Below are 17,941 nucleotides of genomic sequence, written 5' to 3'. Positions count from 1 at the left end.
TGTGATATCGAACACTATAAGAACAAACGACGGCAAAATATGAGACCTGCGGTGAAACCACTGTTAACCTTCAGTTAACAATGGCGGCAAGCAAAAAACTATGAGTTCAACCATCCATCCTTCAGAACTGGCTTTCTTCTCGATATTGGCTTCCTGCGGGGCGCTTAGTGCGGCGGCGCGCAAGCTCGGAATCACCACGCCTGCCGTCAGTAAACGACTGGCGCAGATGGAGGCTCGTCTGGGTGTCTCCCTAGTCACGCGAACCACCCGTCGGATGCATTTGACACCCGAGGGCGAGCTATACCTGCTTCGTGCACGGCGCATACTGGCCGAGATTGACGACATGGAGCAATCGCTGGCGGGGTCCCGGGCGGCGCCCCGGGGCTTGTTGCGAGTGAATGCGACACCGGGCTTCGGCCGCCGGTACGTGGCACCGGCCATTTCACGATTCATGCGCGAATACCCCGAAATCGAAGTGCAGCTCCAGCTGTCGGTCGATCCGCCGGCATTCAGTGACGATGCCTTCGATGTGGGCATCCGGTTCGGCGAGCCGCCCGAGGCCCGGGTCATTGCAAGGCGCCTGACCGCGAACCGCCGCCTGCTGTGTGCTTCGCAAGCTTATCTGGCAAAGCATGGATCGCCATGCACTCCTGCAGACCTCTCCAAGCATAATTGCATAGGCATACAGCAGGGCGATGAAGCCTACGGAGTCTGGCGGCTGACTACGGGTGTGGGAACGTCGCGCAAGACCGAGACGGTCCGTGTTCACGGCACACTACGAACCAATGACGGAGAAGCCGCTGTCAATTGGGCGCTGGACGGCCATGGAATATTGATGCGCGCGGAATGGGATATTTCGCGCTATTTGAACAGCGGACGACTGGTGCAAGTGCTGACTGATTATCAAACCCCCGACGCCGACATCTATGCGATATACCCGCAGGGCCGTCAGCATTCCGCGCGCGTGCGCGCTTTCGTGGATTTCATGGCGCAATCTTTCGAGCGCTGACATGGGCCAAAGCAAGGGCCTATGCGCGGACCGGCAAGTTGATGACACCAGCGCCGCGCTTTGCACGGTACAACAGAAAACCGACAATGCTTAGGTTAACCAGGTTCCATACGATGCCGTTGACGAAGGCCGCCTGATAAGAACCGGTAAGATCGTAAATGGCGCCAGACATCCATCCGCCCAGCGCCATCCCGAACAACGTCGCCATAAGCACGGTGCCCACGCGGGCGCCTGCTTCTTTTGGCGTGAAGTATTCACGCACGATCAAGGCATAGGAAGGGACGATTCCGCCCTGGAACAAGCCAAATAGCGCCGAGATGACGTACAACGAAACTAATCCGTTGTTGTTCAGGAACATGATGAGCGCGACACCTTGCAGCAGCGAACCGAGCAGCAAGGTGCGCAGTCCCCCTATGTGGTCGGACAGCCATCCGGAAACAAGTCGGCTGACGATTCCCAAGCCCAGCATGAGGGCCAGCATCTCGGCACCACGCGCCGCACCGAAGCCCAAGTCGCCACAGTAAGCGACGATATGCACTTGCGGCATTGCCATTGCAACGCAACAGGCGACGCCGGCGACGCACAGCAGACCTTGCAAGGCCGTCGGACTGAACCCGAGAGGCCGGTTGGGATCCGAACGGGCCGCTTCTATCGCGAACCGTGCATTCTTGCCCGGACCTGGAGTGGTTGCGGCGGTCACAGAAGAAGGGCGCCTGCGATACACCAGGGCTAGAGGCAGCATGGATGCCAGGCAAAATACACCGATACCAATATAGGTATAGCGCCATCCCGACGTATCGATGAAATATTGCATTATGGGAGGCCAGACGGCGCCGGCCAGATAGTTGCCGCTCATGCATATGGCGATGGCGATCCCGCGACGCTTGGTGAACCACTGTGAGGTATCGGCCACCAAGGGTGCAAAGGTGGCCGCCGTGCCCAGCAGTCCAATAAACAGTCCTTGCACCAGCACGAATTGCCAAAGGCTGGTCGATAGGCCGGCCATCACAAAGCCGAAGCTCAGTCCCAAGGTGCCGATAACGATTGGAGTAACCACGCCGAACCGGTCCGAAAGCCGGCCCATCAGGATACCGCCCAGTCCAAAGCCCACCATCGTGAGCGTATACGGCAGTGACGCGTCGGCGCGGCTCACATCGAATTCGGCCTGGATCTGCGGCAGCACGACAGTGACCGAGTACATGCCCGATCCGCCGATGGTCATGAGTAGAAGAGACACGATCAGTCGGACCCAGGCATAGGGCGTTTCGGCATTATCGTTCTGGCGCGGGGAGGCTGTGTCGGGATGCATGGAGCATATTGAACACGATAGCGATGAATTTGTGTAGCTTTCCTTTCTGCGCGTCGGACTCGGCATGCGGCTTGCTGTGCTGCAGCCAGTGCCGAAATCAAACGGCGAAAGGAGAGCGAGGTTGATGAATACAGAGCGGCAGCCAGCTCCAGGCAGTCATTTTGCGGACCGGGATGCGGCCAGGCAGGCCGTAAACCTTGCCCTTCCAATGCTCGAGCAGGGCATACGAAATGCCGCTGTCGGGGATAGCGGTTTCCTTTACATCGTAATCATGGACCCCGGGCTCGACCCATCGACCAGCGAATTCGACGATGCGATCCTCTATGAACATGCCATCGGTGACCGGGCCAAATGGGATGCCGATTATGCCCGCTTTGCTCGTGACAAGGCGAAGGTTTGCTGGCGCACGGGTCGCGATGGCCATACCGTGCGCCATGTCCTGCCGCATCTTTTGCACAAAGGCGACTGCGGGATCTGGGGCGGTGTGCACATTGACGGCATCGTCGTGGGCGTCAGCGGCGCCAATCCGTGGTATGACGAAGCGTTTGCCGCGACTGTCGCTCATTGCCTGAAAGCCGTCTCCAAGGCGCGCGCTTTGGAGCGCCGGGATGCGCCTGATCTGAGCAACCCATGATGGCAAACGCGCTACCAGGAGCTGCACGATGCGTGTAAAGGAATTCTTTCATTTAGGCAAAGAGTCCGTGACAGCCTGGCTGGAGGATGGTGCCCCGAGCATGGGTGCGGCCATTGCTTTCTATACGACTTTTTCGATTGCGCCTTTGCTGGTCATAGTCATTGCGGTCGCCGGCTTTGTCTGGGGTGAAGATGCGGTACGCGGGGAAATCGTCCGCCAGATCGGAGGCATGGTCGGACCTGACAGCGCATCGGGTGTGCAGAATCTGATCGAGAGCGCCGATAAACCGGCGCAAGGCATTACCGCCACGCTCTTCAGCGTGATAGTGCTGGTCGTAGGTTCAACTACCGTATTCGCCGAATTGCAAAGCGCGCTGGATCGTATTTGGGAGGTACCGGCGACGGCCAAGTCCGGCATATTGGCGACCCTGCGCGCGCGCCTGCTTTCTTTCGGCCTTGTTCTGGGCTTGGCGTTCCTGCTGATCGTATCCCTGATTCTCAGCGCCGCTCTGGCGGCGTTTGGCCAGTGGACCACTGGATTGTTCCCTGGGTGGGAGCTACTGCTGCAGGTCATCAACGCGGTCGTTTCACTGGGCATCGCTACTGTGCTCTTTGCCATGATCTATAAATTCATGCCGCAGGCAAAGATAGCCTGGCGCGATGTATGGGTGGGCGCATTGGTGACCGCCATCCTTTTCGAAGTCGGTAAGACTCTCATTGCCCTGTATGTGGGTAAAAGCTCGACCATTTCCTCGCTGACGGCGGCAGGCTCCCTGGTTATCCTGCTGATCTGGGTGTACTACGCCGCCCAGGTATTTCTGCTGGGCGCCGAGTTCACCTGGATCTACGCGCGTCGGCACGGATCGCGCGTAACCGTTGAGAAGAAAGCAGAGAAGGGCGCCGATATGATGCCGCCGTAAATTCAATGCTTGAGGATTGTCATGGAAGACTTGGTTAACAGTCCGCCATCGACCCGACCGGGGATCGGCGATACGGGCGCTTCGACGTTTGCACGCCGCGAAATTTTCAAGACCGTAGGTCGGGTCTTGTGGCGATTCAGGCGGCGCGTGGGGGCGGCCTTGGCCTTGCTGATCCTGGCAAAGCTGTTCGCAGTTCTGGTGCCGGTCGCCCTCAAGCGCATCGTCGATGTCCTGGATTCAAGCACTACAACCTTGACCTTGCCGGTTTTTCTCTTGATAGGCTATGCCCTGCTGCGCTTCTCTTCCGGCTTGTTCACGGAGTTGCGGGATTTGGCGTTTGCGCGCGTCACCCAGACGGCAGTTTCCGACTTTACCGTGCGGATGTTCGACCATCTTCACAGCCTTGGCGTAAAGTTCCTTGGCGGCCGGCAGGCAGGCGCGCTGTCGCGCGACGTCGAAAGGGGAACGACAGGGGTCGGTTTTTTATTGGGCACTGCGCTTTTTACTGTATTGCCCACGCTCATTGAGATCGTTTCGGTGGTCGCCATCATGATGATGGCCTATCGATTCGGGTTTGCCGCCATCGTACTGGTCACGTTCGTCGTTTACGCGATATTTACCGTGGTGTTTACTGAAAGGCGGACGCTGTACCTGCGGCAGTTGAATGACCTCGATTCGGCAGCGAATGGGCATTTGGTCGACAGCCTGCTCAATTATGAAACCGTCAAGTTCTATGCCGCCGATCACGTCGAATCGCAACGCCTGCGCGACATCATGAAGAGATGGATAGGCATAGGCGTCGATAACCAGCGCGCCTTGTCGGTCCTGCATGTCGGACAGAGCGGGATTATTGCGTTCGGGGTTGCGGCGATCATGTTATTGGCCGGTCAAGAAGTCGTTAACGCAAACATGACTGTCGGCGACCTGATACTGGTCAATGCCTATGTCATACAAGTATGCTTGCCCTTGAATACGCTGGGCTTGAGCTTCCGCCAGGCGCGTGAAGCGCTGATCAATGCGGAAAGAATGTCGGAGCTGTTGCGCTATCCGCCGGAATCGGATCCCGCCGAAGCCCTGCCTGAACTGCATTTTCGCGGTGGCGCCGTCGAGTTCTCAAACGTCGACTTTTCGTACGAACCTGGCCGCCAGATACTTCATGGGGTGGACTTTCGCATTGAGCCGGGTGCGACCGTTGCAGTAGTGGGAGGCAGCGGATCGGGCAAATCCACATTAGCCCGCTTGCTCTTGCATTTCTATGATGTCGATGGCGGCAGTGTGAAAGTGGATGGCCAGGATGTCCGGTCGGTCAGCCATAAAAGCCTGCGCTCGATGATAGGCGTGGTACCCCAGGATTCTGCGCTGTTCAATAATACGATTGCCTATAACATCGCCTATGGCAGGGCAGGGGCCACACCGGCGGATGTCATCGAGGCGGCCAAAGCTGCGCGGATTCACGAGCTGATCCAAAGCTTGCCAGCCCAATATGACACCCTGGTGGGCGAACGTGGGGTGAAGCTCTCGGGTGGAGAGCGACAGCGCATCGCCATTGCCAGGGCGGTGCTAAAGAACCCGCCCCTGCTCGTGTTCGACGAAGCGACGTCCGCCCTGGATACGCGCACCGAGCGCGCCATCCAGGAGGAGCTTGATCGCCTTGCGCAAGGCCGTAGCACCCTGATCATTGCCCATAGGTTGTCAACGATAGTGGCCGCCGACATGATACTGGTCATGGACCATGGTCGCATTGTCGAGCGCGGTTCACACGGCGAGTTGCTGCGCGCCAAAGGCTTGTACGCCCAGATGTGGAGCCTGCAACGCCAGCAAAGCGAACTGGATGAATCGGGTTCGCGATTGACCGCCCAGCCGGTGAACCTGGTGACTTTGGTGGCTGGCGTACTGGACGCGATGCGTCCGGCCAGTGAAGCGCAAGGCATAGTCCTGTATCCACTTATCAGTACGGATACGATGCGCGTCACCGGCGACCCCAGCGCTTTGCAGCAACTCGTGTGCGATCTGCTGGAGAACGCGATTGGCTTCACGCCGCCGGGCGGACGCCTTGAGTTGCGGCTGGAGCGTTCGGAAGGATTAGCGCTGATTTCAGTGACCGATGGACGCTTGTCCGCGCCCGATGCGGTCCCAAGCACGGTGGATGATGTGCAGCTGGTGAGGGTGGCGCATTTGCTGGATCCCCTGCAGGTGACCGCGATACTGGAGCAAATGGGCGGCAGTTTTGACATGAGGCCGGCAAGAGACGGTTCCGGGATGACGTTTTCCATCCGCTTGCCGCTACGGGCTGTTGCATCGCTGGCGCCGCCGACGCCGGCTGCGCCGGAGCAGGATCACGTCCTGGAAGGAATCCGTATTTTCATTGCCGATGACCAACAGGAGGCCAGGGAGCTGCTGGCGGCTGTCCTTGAAGATCACGGAGCGCAGGCCGAACTATTCGATTCCGGCGTCTCCCTGTTGTCGCGATTGCACGAAAGTGCGCGGCCACTATGGCCCGATGTATTGGTATGCGATATATCCCTGGGCGAACCGGACGGATACCAAGTGATTACCGACATACGCAAGCTCGAGGCGCAACGTGGTTCATCCCTGGCGGAACGGTTGCCGGCAATTGCGCTGTCCGGCTATAGCGAAAGGGAAGATCGTTTGCGCGCATTGCTGGCGGGATTCCAGGTGCATGTGGGCAAGCCGGTGGACCCCCGGGAATTGCTGGCGACTATTCTGGCGGTGACACGTGTCAGGATTTCTCCCGATAAGCCAGTACGCTGATGTCACCCGCTTCCTCGATATATGCACGCCGGACTTTGGCAATGTCATCGATGCCTTTCAACCGGAGTTCCGACATCAGCTCATCTTCGGTCACATGCTCCTTGCGCATCCCGCGCTTTTGCATGACGCCGTCCTTGATCAGGCATATTCGATCCGGCGCAAGCAGCGGCCGGGACGCGGGAATGAAATAGCTTATCCGGTCGACCAGTACGCTCCAGAACACCAGGGTAGCAATGAGAATCATGCCTTCGCCTACCGATTTGTACTCGGCGGCCATCGCATTCTGGGCCGCGTCGGCCATCAACACCAGCAACAGTATGCTCGATATACCGATGGAACCCAGGTCACGTCTGCCGGCCATGCGCAGAAGCAGGAAAATGAACCAATAGACCAAGCTGCCGCGGACAATAATTTCCAGCGGCGGGATGGTCAACTCGAACAGTGAACTCCATTCCACATCCATGGTGTGCTCCCATTGTTATTGAGCGCCGGAGCTTCCGAAGCTGGCGATGCTTTTCTTGTTTATCCGCGATCATGCATGTTGCTGCCGGGCCTGCGGTATATCGTCCCTTAATAATGGCGCTTGAGGCCATACCGTCTTGAGCATGGAGTGTGCCGGGAATGTTCGTCCCGGCTGATAATGACGAAGGCCCAGGGACTTCAAATCCTTATCCTGGTAAAGATTTCGCGCATCGAAGATGGCTGGCGATCGAAGCGTGGACGCCAGCCACCTGAAATCGGGCGTCATGAACTCCTCCCATTCGGTCATCACGACGAGCACGTCGGCATCCAGGCACGCTTGTTCGGCACTGTCCGCAAGGACCAGGCCGGGATGCGTGAATGATGACTCGACGGCGGGTTCCGCAATGGGATCGTAGGCGCGTACCTGCGCGCCGGCGTCAAGAAGGGCTCGAATCAGCGCCAGGCTGGGCGACTCTCGAATGTCGTCTGTTCCCGCCTTGAAGGCAAGTCCCCACACGGCAACGCAGCGTCCTTGGAAACGTCCCCAGAAATATTTCTCTATCGCATTGAAAACGAGTCCTACCTGGCGGCGATTCACTTCTTCGATGCTATGGAGCATGGGCGCCGTTTCGCCCTTGTCCCCGGCCATGCGAATAAGCGCCCGCAGGTCTTTGGGGAGGCAGGACCCGCCGTAGCCCGCGCCAGGTTCCAGATAGCGCGGCCCGATTCTTGGGTCCGACTTCAACACTTGGCACACCGGACCGATATCGGCGCCCAGAGGGCCCGCGATATTGGCAAGCTCGTTGATCAAGGAAATGCGCGCCGCCAGCATGGCATTGCATGCATACTTCGCAAACTCCGCAGAGCGCAGGTTCATCTCGATGAGGCGCGTGCCGTCGGGGTCGAAGGGTGCATAAAGCTGCTTGAGTGTTTCCGCATCGGCGTCGTCCGATGTACCCACCACGATGCGGGCTGGTAGTCGAAAGTCGGTGACGGCGCTGCCCTCGGCAAGGAATTCGGGATTGGAAGCCACTTTGACCGCGCAGCCCGCAGCACGGCGCCCGAGCATCGTATCGAAAAGCGCCTGGATATCTTCACAAGTTCCCGGTGGGACAGTCGATTTGACAACCACAAGACAATCATGATCAAGGATTTCTGCAAGCTCATGTGCACATTGCAGCAAAGGACCGATGTCGGCATTGCCGTCGCTGCCTGTCGGCGTGCCCAGCGCCAGAAATACGATGTCTGCGAGACGTGTGCCTTCGTCCAGGCGCGTTGTGAACTGAAGATTCCCTTGTCTGCCGGCCTGCAGGACAACCGCATCGAGCAGCGGTTCATGAAACGGCACAGTGCCGGCGCGGAGTCCGGCGATTTTCTGTTCATCGTTGTCGATACATATGACGCTGTTTCCTGATTCCGCAAGGCATGCGCCGGTAACCAGGCCTACATAACCTGTGCCGATTATCGCTATGTTCATGAATGCTCCTAATTCGCGACAGGGGGCTGTCTGTGCGGGTGGGAGCAATCGCTATGCCCGTCAGAAGATACTTTCCTTCACAGGTTCGCGTTCCATGATTTCCCGTATTGTGTGGGGCGCAACGCGGCCCGCGAACCGGCATTCTTCTGTGCCGGCCATGTCGGAAGCGCATGTGCCCAGCAACGGGCAGCGCTGGAACAGTTCACTTATCCAGTCTACAAAAACCCGGACTTTGGGTGATAGGTGGCGGTTGTGCAGATAGACCGCGGAGATCGGCATCGATTGCGGTTTCCAGGCCGGCAGAATCTCGCGCAGCGCGCCGGATTCCAAATGCGCCGCAACCATATATCGGGCTGGCTGGATGATGCCAAATCCCTTCAGTCCGCAGGTCACATAGGCTTCTGCATCATTGACCGATACGGCACCTTTAACGGCCACTTCCTTCACCTGCCCGTCTACCGTGAAACTCCAATCTATATTTTTGCTGCTGCGCCCCGAAAAATAATGGACGGCGAGGTGCTTATCCAGTTCGTTTATGGTTTGCGGTTCCCCGTAGCGCTCCAGATAGGACGGGGCGGCACAGGTGATGCTTTCGAATGTGCCGATGCGCTTTGCGACCATGCTCGAATCCCGCAGTTCGCCCACCCTGATCACGCAGTCGACGGCTTCCTGGACCATGTCGACGGGCCGGTCGCTCATGCCGATCGCTAGCTCGATGTCGGGATAGCGGCTATGAAATTCGCATAAGGCGGGCAGCAATATCAGTCGCCCGATGGACGGCGGCGTATCGATGCGCAATCGACCTTTCGGTCCTCGCGTCACATCAAGAAACGATGCCTCCGCGTCTTCTATGTCGGCGAGTATTCGTACGCAGTGGTCGTAATACGCCGCGCCATCCGGCGTAAGGCTCAGGCGGCGCGTGGTGCGATTCAGCAATCGCACCTTCAGCAGCCGCTCCAGCCCCTGGATGGTGGTCGTCACGGTGGCGCGGGGTAGACCGAGTGTGTCCGCGGCCAGCGTAAAGCTGTTCGCGTCCACTACTCGTGTAAAGACCTGCATGGCCTGGAAGCGGTCCATGGCGTTTCCTTAATGCGGTGTCGCAACCAGAGTGCGGGTGTTCATGACACGGACGCTGACTGCATTGTTGGGAGTTCTCGAATAGTGAAGACGGAAAGGAGGTATTTATCCGTTTCCGCGAAAAGTAAATAATACTCGCTCTTTTTCAGAATTCATATGCTCCGCACAAGAAAGTTGCGTATCCTCGCCGACTTCTTCCTGTGCCAGGCATTGCCAAGCAACACGAGGACTACCATGTTTTTTCTACGCAAGCGATACGCCGTGCTGGCCATTGCCACCGCGGCCCTGATTGGAGGTATTGCAGTACTTCGTGTTTACGCGGGTACCGCCCAAGAGTCCGCAGCGTCTCCTCCTGTACCCGCGGCCGCCGTGGACGTTGCGACGGTCGAAAGTCAAACCATTACTGACTGGCACGATTATTCAGGCCGGCTTGAGGCGGTCGACCAGGTCGTCGTCCGACCCTTGGTGTCTGGTACCTTGACGACCGTTCATTTCACCGACGGTAGCCTGGTCAAGAAAGGCGATGTGTTGTTCACCATAGATCCCCGGCCGTATCAAGCCGCCGTGGATCACGCCAAAGCGCTGGTGGTTTCCGCAGAGGCCCGTGTTGCATATACAGGCTCCGATCTGGCAAGAGGAAAACGCTTGCTGGATAACAACGCCATCGCCCGGCGCGACTATGAAGAGAAGCGCAATGCCTCGCGACGTGCGGTAGCCGATCTGCAGGCGGCCGAGGCGACGCTGGAATCGGCGCGGCTGAACCTGGAGCATACGCGGATACTCGCACCGATTTCCGGACGAGTGTCCCGAGCGGAAGTGACGCCGGGCAATGTCGTGGCAGCGGGAGCAGGATCGGTGCCCTTGACCTCGCTGGTTTCGGTATCGCGGCTTTATGCCTCGTTTGACGTTGACGAACAAAGCTTCCTGAAGGTCGTGAATCCGGCCAGGGTTTCGGGGGATCGCGAAGTACCTGTATATCTCGGTCTGGCTAACGAGGAAAACCATCCGCGGCCTGGAAAACTCGCCTCTATCGACAACACGATGGACACGTCATCAGGAACCATACGGGTGCGTGCGGTGTTCGACAATCCTGATGGCTCCCTGGTGCCGGGTCTGTACGCGCGTATCCGCTTGGGCGGAAGTGCTCCGCATGAGGCCGTGCTGATCGATGATCGCGCAATCGGCACTGACCAGAACAAGCGTTTCGTCGTGGTCGTGGATGAAAGCAACAAGACGGCATACCGGGAGGTCCATCTGGGTACCAGCCGCAAGGGACGGAGCGTGGTTGAAACCGGCTTGAAAGCTGGGGAGCGCATCGTTGTCAATGGGTTGCAGCGCATCCGGCCAGGCGATGTGGTGGCCCCCAGGCCGGCGCTGGCGACTGAACCTCCAAAGCTCGCCTCCAACTCCGCCGATAACTCCTGAACCGACTGGACTCTCATGAATATCTCCAAGTTCTTTATCGACCGGCCCATCTTCGCGGGAGTGTTGTCGGTCTTGATCCTGCTTGCAGGGGCACTGGCTGTGTTTCAGCTGCCCATTTCCGAGTATCCGGAAGTCGTCCCGCCCTCCGTTGTGGTGCGTGCCCAGTATCCTGGCGCCAATCCCAAGGTCATTGCCGAAACGGTCGCCGCCCCGCTGGAAGAGTCCATCAACGGCGTCGAGGAAATGCTGTATATGCAATCCCAGGCGAATAGCGATGGGAACCTGGCTGTGACCATACACTTCAACCTTGGCATGGATCCCGACAAGGCGCAGCAGTTGGTGCAGAATCGCGTGTCGCAGGCATTGCCACGATTGCCGGAAGACGTGCAGCGATTGGGTGTGACCACGGTAAAGAGCTCTCCGACGCTGACAATGGTCGTGCATCTTGTTTCTCCCGACGGCCGCTACGACATGACGTACCTGCGCAATTATGCGGTTCTCAATGTCAAGGACCGGCTGGCTCGTATCGAGGGGGTAGGCGAGGTGCAGCTGTGGGGTGGTGGAAATTACTCCATGCGTGTGTGGTTGAACCCACAAAAAGTGGCGCAACGCGGGCTCACCGCCGCTGACGTGGTCGCCGCCATACGCGAACAGAATGTACAGGTGGCTGCGGGCGTGATTGGCGCCTCGCCGAACCTGCCGGATGTGCCCTTGCAGTTTTCAATCAACACACAAGGACGGTTGCACACTGAGGCCGAGTTCGCCGATATCGTGCTCAAGACGTCATCTGACGGAGGAGTGACGCGACTGGCTGACGTGGCGCGCATAGAGCTTGCGGCCTCGGAATATGGCTTGCGATCCCTGCTCGATAACGAGTCGGCCGTCGGCATAGGCATCATGCAGGCACCCGGTGCCAACGCCCTTGCCGTATCCGACCAGGTTCGTGCGGTCATGGACGAACTTTCCGCGGACTTCCCGGCATCTGTCGAAAGCCGCATCGCCTATGACCCCACGCAGTTTGTTCGTGCGAGCATCAAGGCGGTTGTGGTGACGCTGCTAGAAGCCATTGCCCTGGTCGTGCTGGTGGTCATCATCTTCCTGCAGACCTGGCGAGCCTCGATCATTCCCTTGCTCGCGGTGCCGGTTTCCATCGTTGGCACTTTTGCCTTGATGTTGGCCTTCGGGTACACCATTAATGCGCTGTCTCTTTTCGGACTGGTGCTCGCCATAGGTATTGTGGTGGACGACGCCATTGTGGTGGTGGAAAACGTCGAGCGCAATATCGCGGAGGGATTGTCTCCCCGGGATGCCACCTATCGCGCCATGCGGGAGGTCAGTGGGCCTATTGTGGCCATCGCATTGACCCTGGTCGCCGTTTTCGTGCCGCTTGCGTTCATGACAGGGCTAACCGGGCAGTTCTTCAAGCAGTTCGCCATGACGATAGCCATTTCTACGGTGATTTCAGCGTTCAATTCCCTGACGCTGTCGCCGGCGCTGGCCGCATTGCTATTGAAGGGGCACGATGAAAAGCCGGACTGGCTGACCCGTTCCATGGACCGGCTATTGGGCGGCTTTTTTTCGCGGTTCAATGGCTTCTTTGCCCGATCGTCGGATCAGTATGCCCGGGGAGTATCGGGCGTCATTTCGCGCAAGGCGTCGTCGATGGGTGTGTATCTCGTACTGCTCGCAATGACGGTGGGCGTGTCGTATATCGTGCCCGGCGGTTTTGTCCCGGCACAAGATAAACAGTATCTCATCAGCTTTGCTCAATTGCCCAACGGCGCATCCCTGGATCGGACCGAGCAGGTGATTCGCAGCATGACCGATATCGCATTGGAGCAACCAGGCGTCGAAAGCGCCATTGCTTTTCCGGGACTGTCCATCAATGGATTTACGAACAGCTCCAGTGCCGGGATTGTGTTCGTGATGCTTAAACCCTTCGACGAGCGCGGCGACTCGGAGCTCTCGGCCAACGGTATCGCCGCTGCACTGAACCAGAAGTATCTTTCCATCAACGATTCATACATAGCCGTTTTCCCGCCGCCACCGGTCATGGGGCTGGGAACAGTCGGGGGGTTCAAGCTGCAGATCGAAGACCGGGCCGCCATCGGTTATGCGCAACTCGACGCGGCGGTGCAGGCATTCCTTGCCGAGGCGCGCAAGACGCCGGAATTGGGCCCCGCGTTTTCCAGCTATCAAATCAATGTGCCGCAGCTCGATGTGGACCTGGATAGGGTAAAAGCAAAGCAATTGGGCGTGCCGGTGACAGATGTCTTCGACACCATGCAGATTTACCTGGGCTCTCTGTATGTGAACGATTTCAACCGGTTTGGCCGGGTGTATCAGGTGAGAGCGCAAGCTGATGCGCCGTACCGCTCGCAACCTGAAGACATCCTCCAGTTAAAGACTCGAAATCGCGATGGCGACATGGTTCCCTTGTCTTCGCTGGTGAAGGTTACGCCTTCCTACGGACCCGAGATGGTGGTCCGCTATAACGGCTATACCGCAGCAGACATCAATAGTGGCCCGGCACCGGGGTATTCGTCGGACCAGGCGCAGGCCGCGGCGGAACGCATCGCCGACAAGACACTCCCGCGCGGGGTCAAGTTCGAATGGACTGATCTGACCTATCAGCAGATCCTGGCTGGCAATGCGGGCATCTGGATATTCCCCATCAGCGTACTGCTGGTGTTCCTGGTGCTGGCGGCTTTGTATGAAAGCCTGACCTTGCCGCTGGCGGTCATTCTTATTGTGCCCATGAGCATTCTTGCGGCGCTCGGGGGAGTGTGGCTCACCGGGGGCGACAACAATATTTTCACGCAGATAGGACTAATGGTGCTCGTGGGGCTGGCCTGCAAGAATGCCATCCTGATTGTCGAATTTGCGCGTGAGCTTGAATTGCAGGGCGCGACTCCGCTGAAGGCCGCAATCGAGGCAAGCCGGCTGCGTCTTCGGCCTATCCTCATGACCTCGATCGCGTTCATCATGGGTGTGGTTCCGCTGGTGCTGTCTTCAGGAGCCGGATCCGAGATGCGCCATGCGATGGGTGTGGCCGTGTTCTTCGGCATGCTGGGAGTGACCTTGTTCGGTTTGTTCCTTACGCCGGTGTTCTACGTGTTGCTGCGTTCCATGGGCAAGGGCGAACTGCACTCTGCCACCGCACACGAAGCCCCCGCAGCGGCGCCAACCGCTGGACACTGACAATACGGAATAATGATCATGAACAAGTCTTTACGATTCACACTTGGCCTTGGCGCCACCGTGCTGGTGCTGGCTGGATGCGCAGTCGGCCCCCAATACCAGCGTCCGGACGTTGACGTACCCGCCGCGTTCAAGGAAGCCTCCATGTCGCCCGAGGCGGCCGAACGATGGAAAGAAGCGCAACCCTCCGACAGCCTGGAACGTGGCCGTTGGTGGGCGGTCTTCCATGACGCTCGTCTGGATGAGCTTGAAGAGCAGGCCATGGCGGCCAATCAGGACTTGAAGGCGGCCGCGGCACGAGTGGCGCAGGCCCGCGCCCTGACCAAAGATGCGCGCTCAGGACTTTTTCCCCGTGTCGATGCGGGCTTTGGACCCACGCGGCAACGGACATCCAATGCGTCTCAAGGTCTTTCGGAAGATGCTTCCAATCCGCCACTCACGTTATGGCGCGCGCAGGCAGGTGTCTCATACGAGGTAGATCTGTTCGGGCGCGTGGCTTCCCAGGTCGATGCGGCGACGGCCGGCGCGCAGCAATACCAGGCGTTATTTCGTTCCGTACTGCTGGCATTGCAGGCAGACGTTGCTCAAGCGTACTTTCTGGTTCGCCGGCTTGATGCGGAAAAAGCGCTCTACCGCGACACGGTGGAACTGCGCAAACAGACGCTGGAACTTATCGAGCGTCGCTACGCGGAAGGGGATATCAGCGAACTTGATGTGGCGCGCGCTCGCACCGAACTGGATTCCGCTCGGTCTGAATCGCTGGGCGTCGATCGCCAGCGGGCGATCGCCGAACATGCCCTAGCCATCTTGCTGGGCAAGCCTCCCTCCAATTTTGAATTGGCGCCGCAACCGCTGGAGTCGGTCGCGGTGGGAATTCCGGCGGGATTACCTTCGTCGCTGCTGGAACGTCGTCCCGACATTGCAGCAGCCGAGCGCGCCATGGCGGCCGCAAATGCCCGGATAGGGGCTGCTAAGGCCGCATTTTTTCCGCGCTTGAACATCACCGGCACTGGGGGATACGAATCTTCGCAGTTAAGCGACTTGTTCGAGTGGTCCAGCCGGGCATTCCTGTTAGGGCCTTTCGTGGGAACGATGTTGTCACTGCCTATTTTCGATGGCGGACAACGCCAGGCGGGCCTGGATCGCGCGCGCGCCGAATACGAAGAAGAGGTGGCTATATACCGCCAGACCGTATTGAACGCATTCCGGGAGGTTGAGGATAATTTGTCCAGCTTGCGCATTCTGGGTTCGCAGACCGACGTCCAGGATACGGCTGTGCAGTCAGCCGCCCGGGCGGCGGAGCTTTCACAGATTCAGTACCGCGAGGGTTCCACCAGTTATCTTGATGTGATCGACGCCGACCGGGCCGTTCTTCAGCAAAAACGCGCAGCAGTGCTTCTGTATGGTGATAGGGCCCATGCGGCGGTCAATCTGATTCGGGCAATAGGCGGGGGCTGGAACCCGGTTATTCCAGATGTAACGACACTCGCTACTGACACGGCGCGGTTGTACAGTCCGAAGTTCGATCAATGAATAAGGACTGCCGATGGCTGGAGCCAGCTTACTTACCTTACTGGATGACATCGCCAGTGTGTTGGACGATGTGGCGCTTCTGACCAAAGCAGCGAGTAAGAAAACAGCGGGCGTGCTCGGCGACGACATTGCACTGAACGCACAACAGGTAAGCGGTGTGGTGGCCAAGCGAGAGCTGCCAGTTGTCTGGGCGGTGGCGAAGGGCTCCTTTGTCAATAAGTTGATCATTGTGCCGGCCGCGCTTGCCATCAGCGCGTTTGTGCCTCAGGCAATTACGCCATTGCTGATGCTGGGCGGCATATACCTGTGCTATGAAGGTGTCGAGAAGGTGGTGCATAGTCTGCTGCATCCGCAAGACAAAGCGCATTTGGTGGTTCCCGGGGCGCCGCCGCCCGCCGATATCACTAAGGCCTTCGATACGTCCGGCCCCACTCCGGAAGAGACCAAGATCAAAGGCGCCATACGCACCGACTTCATTCTGTCGGCTGAAATCATCGCCATTACGCTGGGCACAGTCGCCAGCGCAGTGTTTAGTACCCAGGCCCTGGTTGTGGCGAGTGTCGCGCTTATCATGACTGTCGGTGTGTACGGGTTCGTGGCTGCTGTCGTGAAGTTGGACGATGCTGGCCTATATCTTAGCCAACGGCATGGCGATGGTGTCTTGCACAAAGCCACACGCGGAGTTGGTGTTGCGATTCTATCCGTCGCGCCTTATCTAATGAAGACACTGTCCATCGTTGGGACGATTGCCATGTTCCTGGTCGGTGGCGGCATACTCATGCACGGTATTCCAGGCGCCGAGACCTACTCGCATGACCTCGTCCATTCCGCCACGTCGGGGTTGGCCGGCGCGCTGGGGTCGACGATTAATTGGGTGGCACCCACCCTGATCAACGCGTTGGTCGGGATCATAGCGGGTGGTATTGCTCTTGTGCTTGTAAAGCTGGTGCAGCGTATCCTGGGAAGATCGAACAAGTCCGGTGGGTCCAATGAGGCACCTCACTGATTTCCACCACCAGCGTGGCGGAAGCGCTTTTGCTTTCGGCCGGGGAATCCTGATACGCTCTGCCTACTAATAATATAAGGGGAGCATCCGATGACGCAAAAAGAACAGCCGGCTTTGGAAGACGCCGCCGATATGAAGAAGCGCGTGCGTGACAGTTTTGATCGCCAGGGTTTGATGCGCCATTTGGGAGCAACGCTTATCGCGATTGAACCTGGCGAGGTTCATATCAAGTTGCCGTTTCGCGATGAGTTGACGCAGCAGCATGGATATTTTCACGCCGGCGGCACCAGTGCCATTGCCGACACAGCGGGGGGCTTTGCAGGGCTCACCCTGTTTCCTGCCGGAAGCTCGGTGCTTACGGTGGAATTCAAAGTCAATCTTATCGCTCCTGCCAGGGGCGATCACCTGGAAGCAGTCGGGAAGGTGGTCCGCTCGGGGCGCACCTTGACGATATGCCATCTCGAGGTATTCGCCGTTCATTCCGGGGAACGCGTGTTGGTCGCGGTAGGACAACAGACATTAATGTGCGTGCGCGACAGGCCAGCCGACCGGGCCTAGGAACTTCGAGGCGGCGGTCTCTATATATAGGGGATCTCTCTCTATATATATACAGGGCTGACTGCGCGCTCTATATATAGACAAGGTTGCGTCCTCTCTGTACATATATAGAGAGGACGAGAGAGGGCGGAACTTTTCCTATCCATATATAGACAGGGCTGTCTTCGTCCTATAGAAAGAAAGCCGCTTTATCTCTCTATATGTACAAGGAGCAATATAGAGAGAAGTCGGATTCGGAAGCAGCTGGACAACGATAAATGCACTTGTCATCGATTTACGGAGACCGAGTTCATTAAATCAGCCCATTTTCCTCGTCTTTCTCGTGCATAGGGCCAGTGACCCCAAATTATTTCATTCCGGTTAAAAATATCTTACCGTTTTGTTTCAAGGGCTTACGCCAACTTCGATCGTCAGCCCTCGTTTTTCCTGCTAATTTCCCCGTTTTTCGTTTGCGCGGCACAAAATACCTGTGCTATAGTTTCGTTCTTCGCTGCTCCAACACCTAGGGTTTACCCGCGGTGCAGACGGCGAAGCGCAGTGAAACCAAAAGCCTGTTGGC

13 protein-coding genes are annotated in these 17,941 nt (G+C 58.1%); 9 read left to right on the top strand and 4 right to left on the bottom strand.

What is annotated here, in order from left to right; genetic code table 11:
* Positions 1-100: 100 nt before the first annotated feature.
* The gene (locus tag CR159_RS19510; RefSeq protein WP_102075626.1) at positions 101-1,009 is read left to right on the top strand and encodes a LysR family transcriptional regulator; all 909 of its coding nucleotides are present in this window, start codon (positions 101-103) and stop codon (positions 1,007-1,009) included.
* Between the two features lie 19 nt (positions 1,010-1,028).
* Here CR159_RS19510 and CR159_RS19505 read toward each other — a convergent pair whose 3' ends face one another.
* On the bottom strand, positions 1,029-2,318 hold the full coding sequence (locus CR159_RS19505; RefSeq protein ID WP_102075625.1) for an MFS transporter: 1,290 nt from the start codon (positions 2,316-2,318) through the stop codon (positions 1,029-1,031).
* Between the two features lie 124 nt (positions 2,319-2,442).
* Here CR159_RS19505 and CR159_RS19500 point away from each other — a divergent pair, with 124 nt between their 5' ends.
* Genes CR159_RS19500 through CR159_RS19490 form a run of 3 tightly spaced genes read left to right on the top strand, consistent with a single transcriptional unit; the run spans position 2,443 to position 6,643 of the window.
* Positions 2,443-2,952, top strand: a complete 510-nt coding sequence (locus CR159_RS19500) for a hypothetical protein (RefSeq protein ID WP_102075624.1) — start codon at positions 2,443-2,445, stop codon at positions 2,950-2,952.
* A gap of 28 nt (positions 2,953-2,980) precedes the next feature.
* Positions 2,981-3,871 carry a YihY/virulence factor BrkB family protein gene (locus CR159_RS19495; RefSeq protein WP_102075623.1) on the top strand — a complete coding sequence of 297 codons (891 nt, stop codon included), beginning with the start codon at positions 2,981-2,983 and terminating at the stop codon, positions 3,869-3,871.
* A gap of 21 nt (positions 3,872-3,892) precedes the next feature.
* The gene (locus CR159_RS19490) at positions 3,893-6,643 is read left to right on the top strand and encodes an ATP-binding cassette domain-containing protein (RefSeq protein WP_102075622.1); all 2,751 of its coding nucleotides are present in this window, start codon (positions 3,893-3,895) and stop codon (positions 6,641-6,643) included.
* Here the strand turns inward: CR159_RS19490 and CR159_RS19485 are convergent.
* The 3 genes from CR159_RS19485 to CR159_RS19475 all read right to left on the bottom strand — a co-directional run bounded on the left by CR159_RS19485 (position 6,612) and on the right by CR159_RS19475 (position 9,659).
* On the bottom strand, positions 6,612-7,106 hold the full coding sequence (locus tag CR159_RS19485) for a DUF421 domain-containing protein (protein ID WP_102075621.1): 495 nt from the start codon (positions 7,104-7,106) through the stop codon (positions 6,612-6,614). The two genes, CR159_RS19490 and CR159_RS19485, sit on opposite strands and share 32 nt — an antisense overlap.
* 69 nt (positions 7,107-7,175) lie before the next feature.
* Entirely contained in the window at positions 7,176-8,582 is a 1,407-nt protein-coding gene (locus tag CR159_RS19480) for a UDP-glucose dehydrogenase family protein (RefSeq protein ID WP_102075620.1), read from the bottom strand.
* Positions 8,583-8,642: 60 nt separating this feature from the next.
* Positions 8,643-9,659, bottom strand: a complete 1,017-nt coding sequence (locus tag CR159_RS19475) for a LysR family transcriptional regulator (RefSeq protein WP_102075619.1) — start codon at positions 9,657-9,659, stop codon at positions 8,643-8,645.
* Between the two features lie 234 nt (positions 9,660-9,893).
* Here CR159_RS19475 and CR159_RS19470 point away from each other — a divergent pair, with 234 nt between their 5' ends.
* The 5 genes from CR159_RS19470 to CR159_RS19450 all read left to right on the top strand — a co-directional run bounded on the left by CR159_RS19470 (position 9,894) and on the right by CR159_RS19450 (position 17,382).
* On the top strand, positions 9,894-11,084 hold the full coding sequence (locus CR159_RS19470) for an efflux RND transporter periplasmic adaptor subunit (RefSeq protein ID WP_102075618.1): 1,191 nt from the start codon (positions 9,894-9,896) through the stop codon (positions 11,082-11,084).
* A 15-nt stretch (positions 11,085-11,099) separates the two neighbouring features.
* Positions 11,100-14,285, top strand: coding sequence for an efflux RND transporter permease subunit (locus CR159_RS19465; protein ID WP_102075617.1), 3,186 nt, complete (start codon positions 11,100-11,102; stop codon positions 14,283-14,285).
* A 12-nt stretch (positions 14,286-14,297) separates the two neighbouring features.
* Positions 14,298-15,818: an efflux transporter outer membrane subunit gene (locus tag CR159_RS19460; RefSeq protein WP_102075616.1), complete on the top strand. Its 1,521-nt coding sequence runs from the start codon at positions 14,298-14,300 to the stop codon at positions 15,816-15,818.
* A 13-nt stretch (positions 15,819-15,831) separates the two neighbouring features.
* Entirely contained in the window at positions 15,832-16,824 is a 993-nt protein-coding gene (locus CR159_RS19455) for a DUF808 domain-containing protein (RefSeq protein WP_102075615.1), read from the top strand.
* Positions 16,825-16,914: 90 nt separating this feature from the next.
* Positions 16,915-17,382, top strand: a complete 468-nt coding sequence (locus CR159_RS19450) for a PaaI family thioesterase (protein ID WP_102075614.1) — start codon at positions 16,915-16,917, stop codon at positions 17,380-17,382.
* Positions 17,383-17,941 lie beyond the last annotated feature (559 nt).

It is taken from the genome of Pollutimonas subterranea, from assembly GCF_002849655.1.
Lineage (GTDB): Bacteria > Pseudomonadota > Gammaproteobacteria > Burkholderiales > Burkholderiaceae_B > Pollutimonas > Pollutimonas subterranea.
The sequence above is the reverse complement of the archived record's forward strand: the minus strand, read 5'-3'. Positions and strand labels throughout refer to the sequence as shown.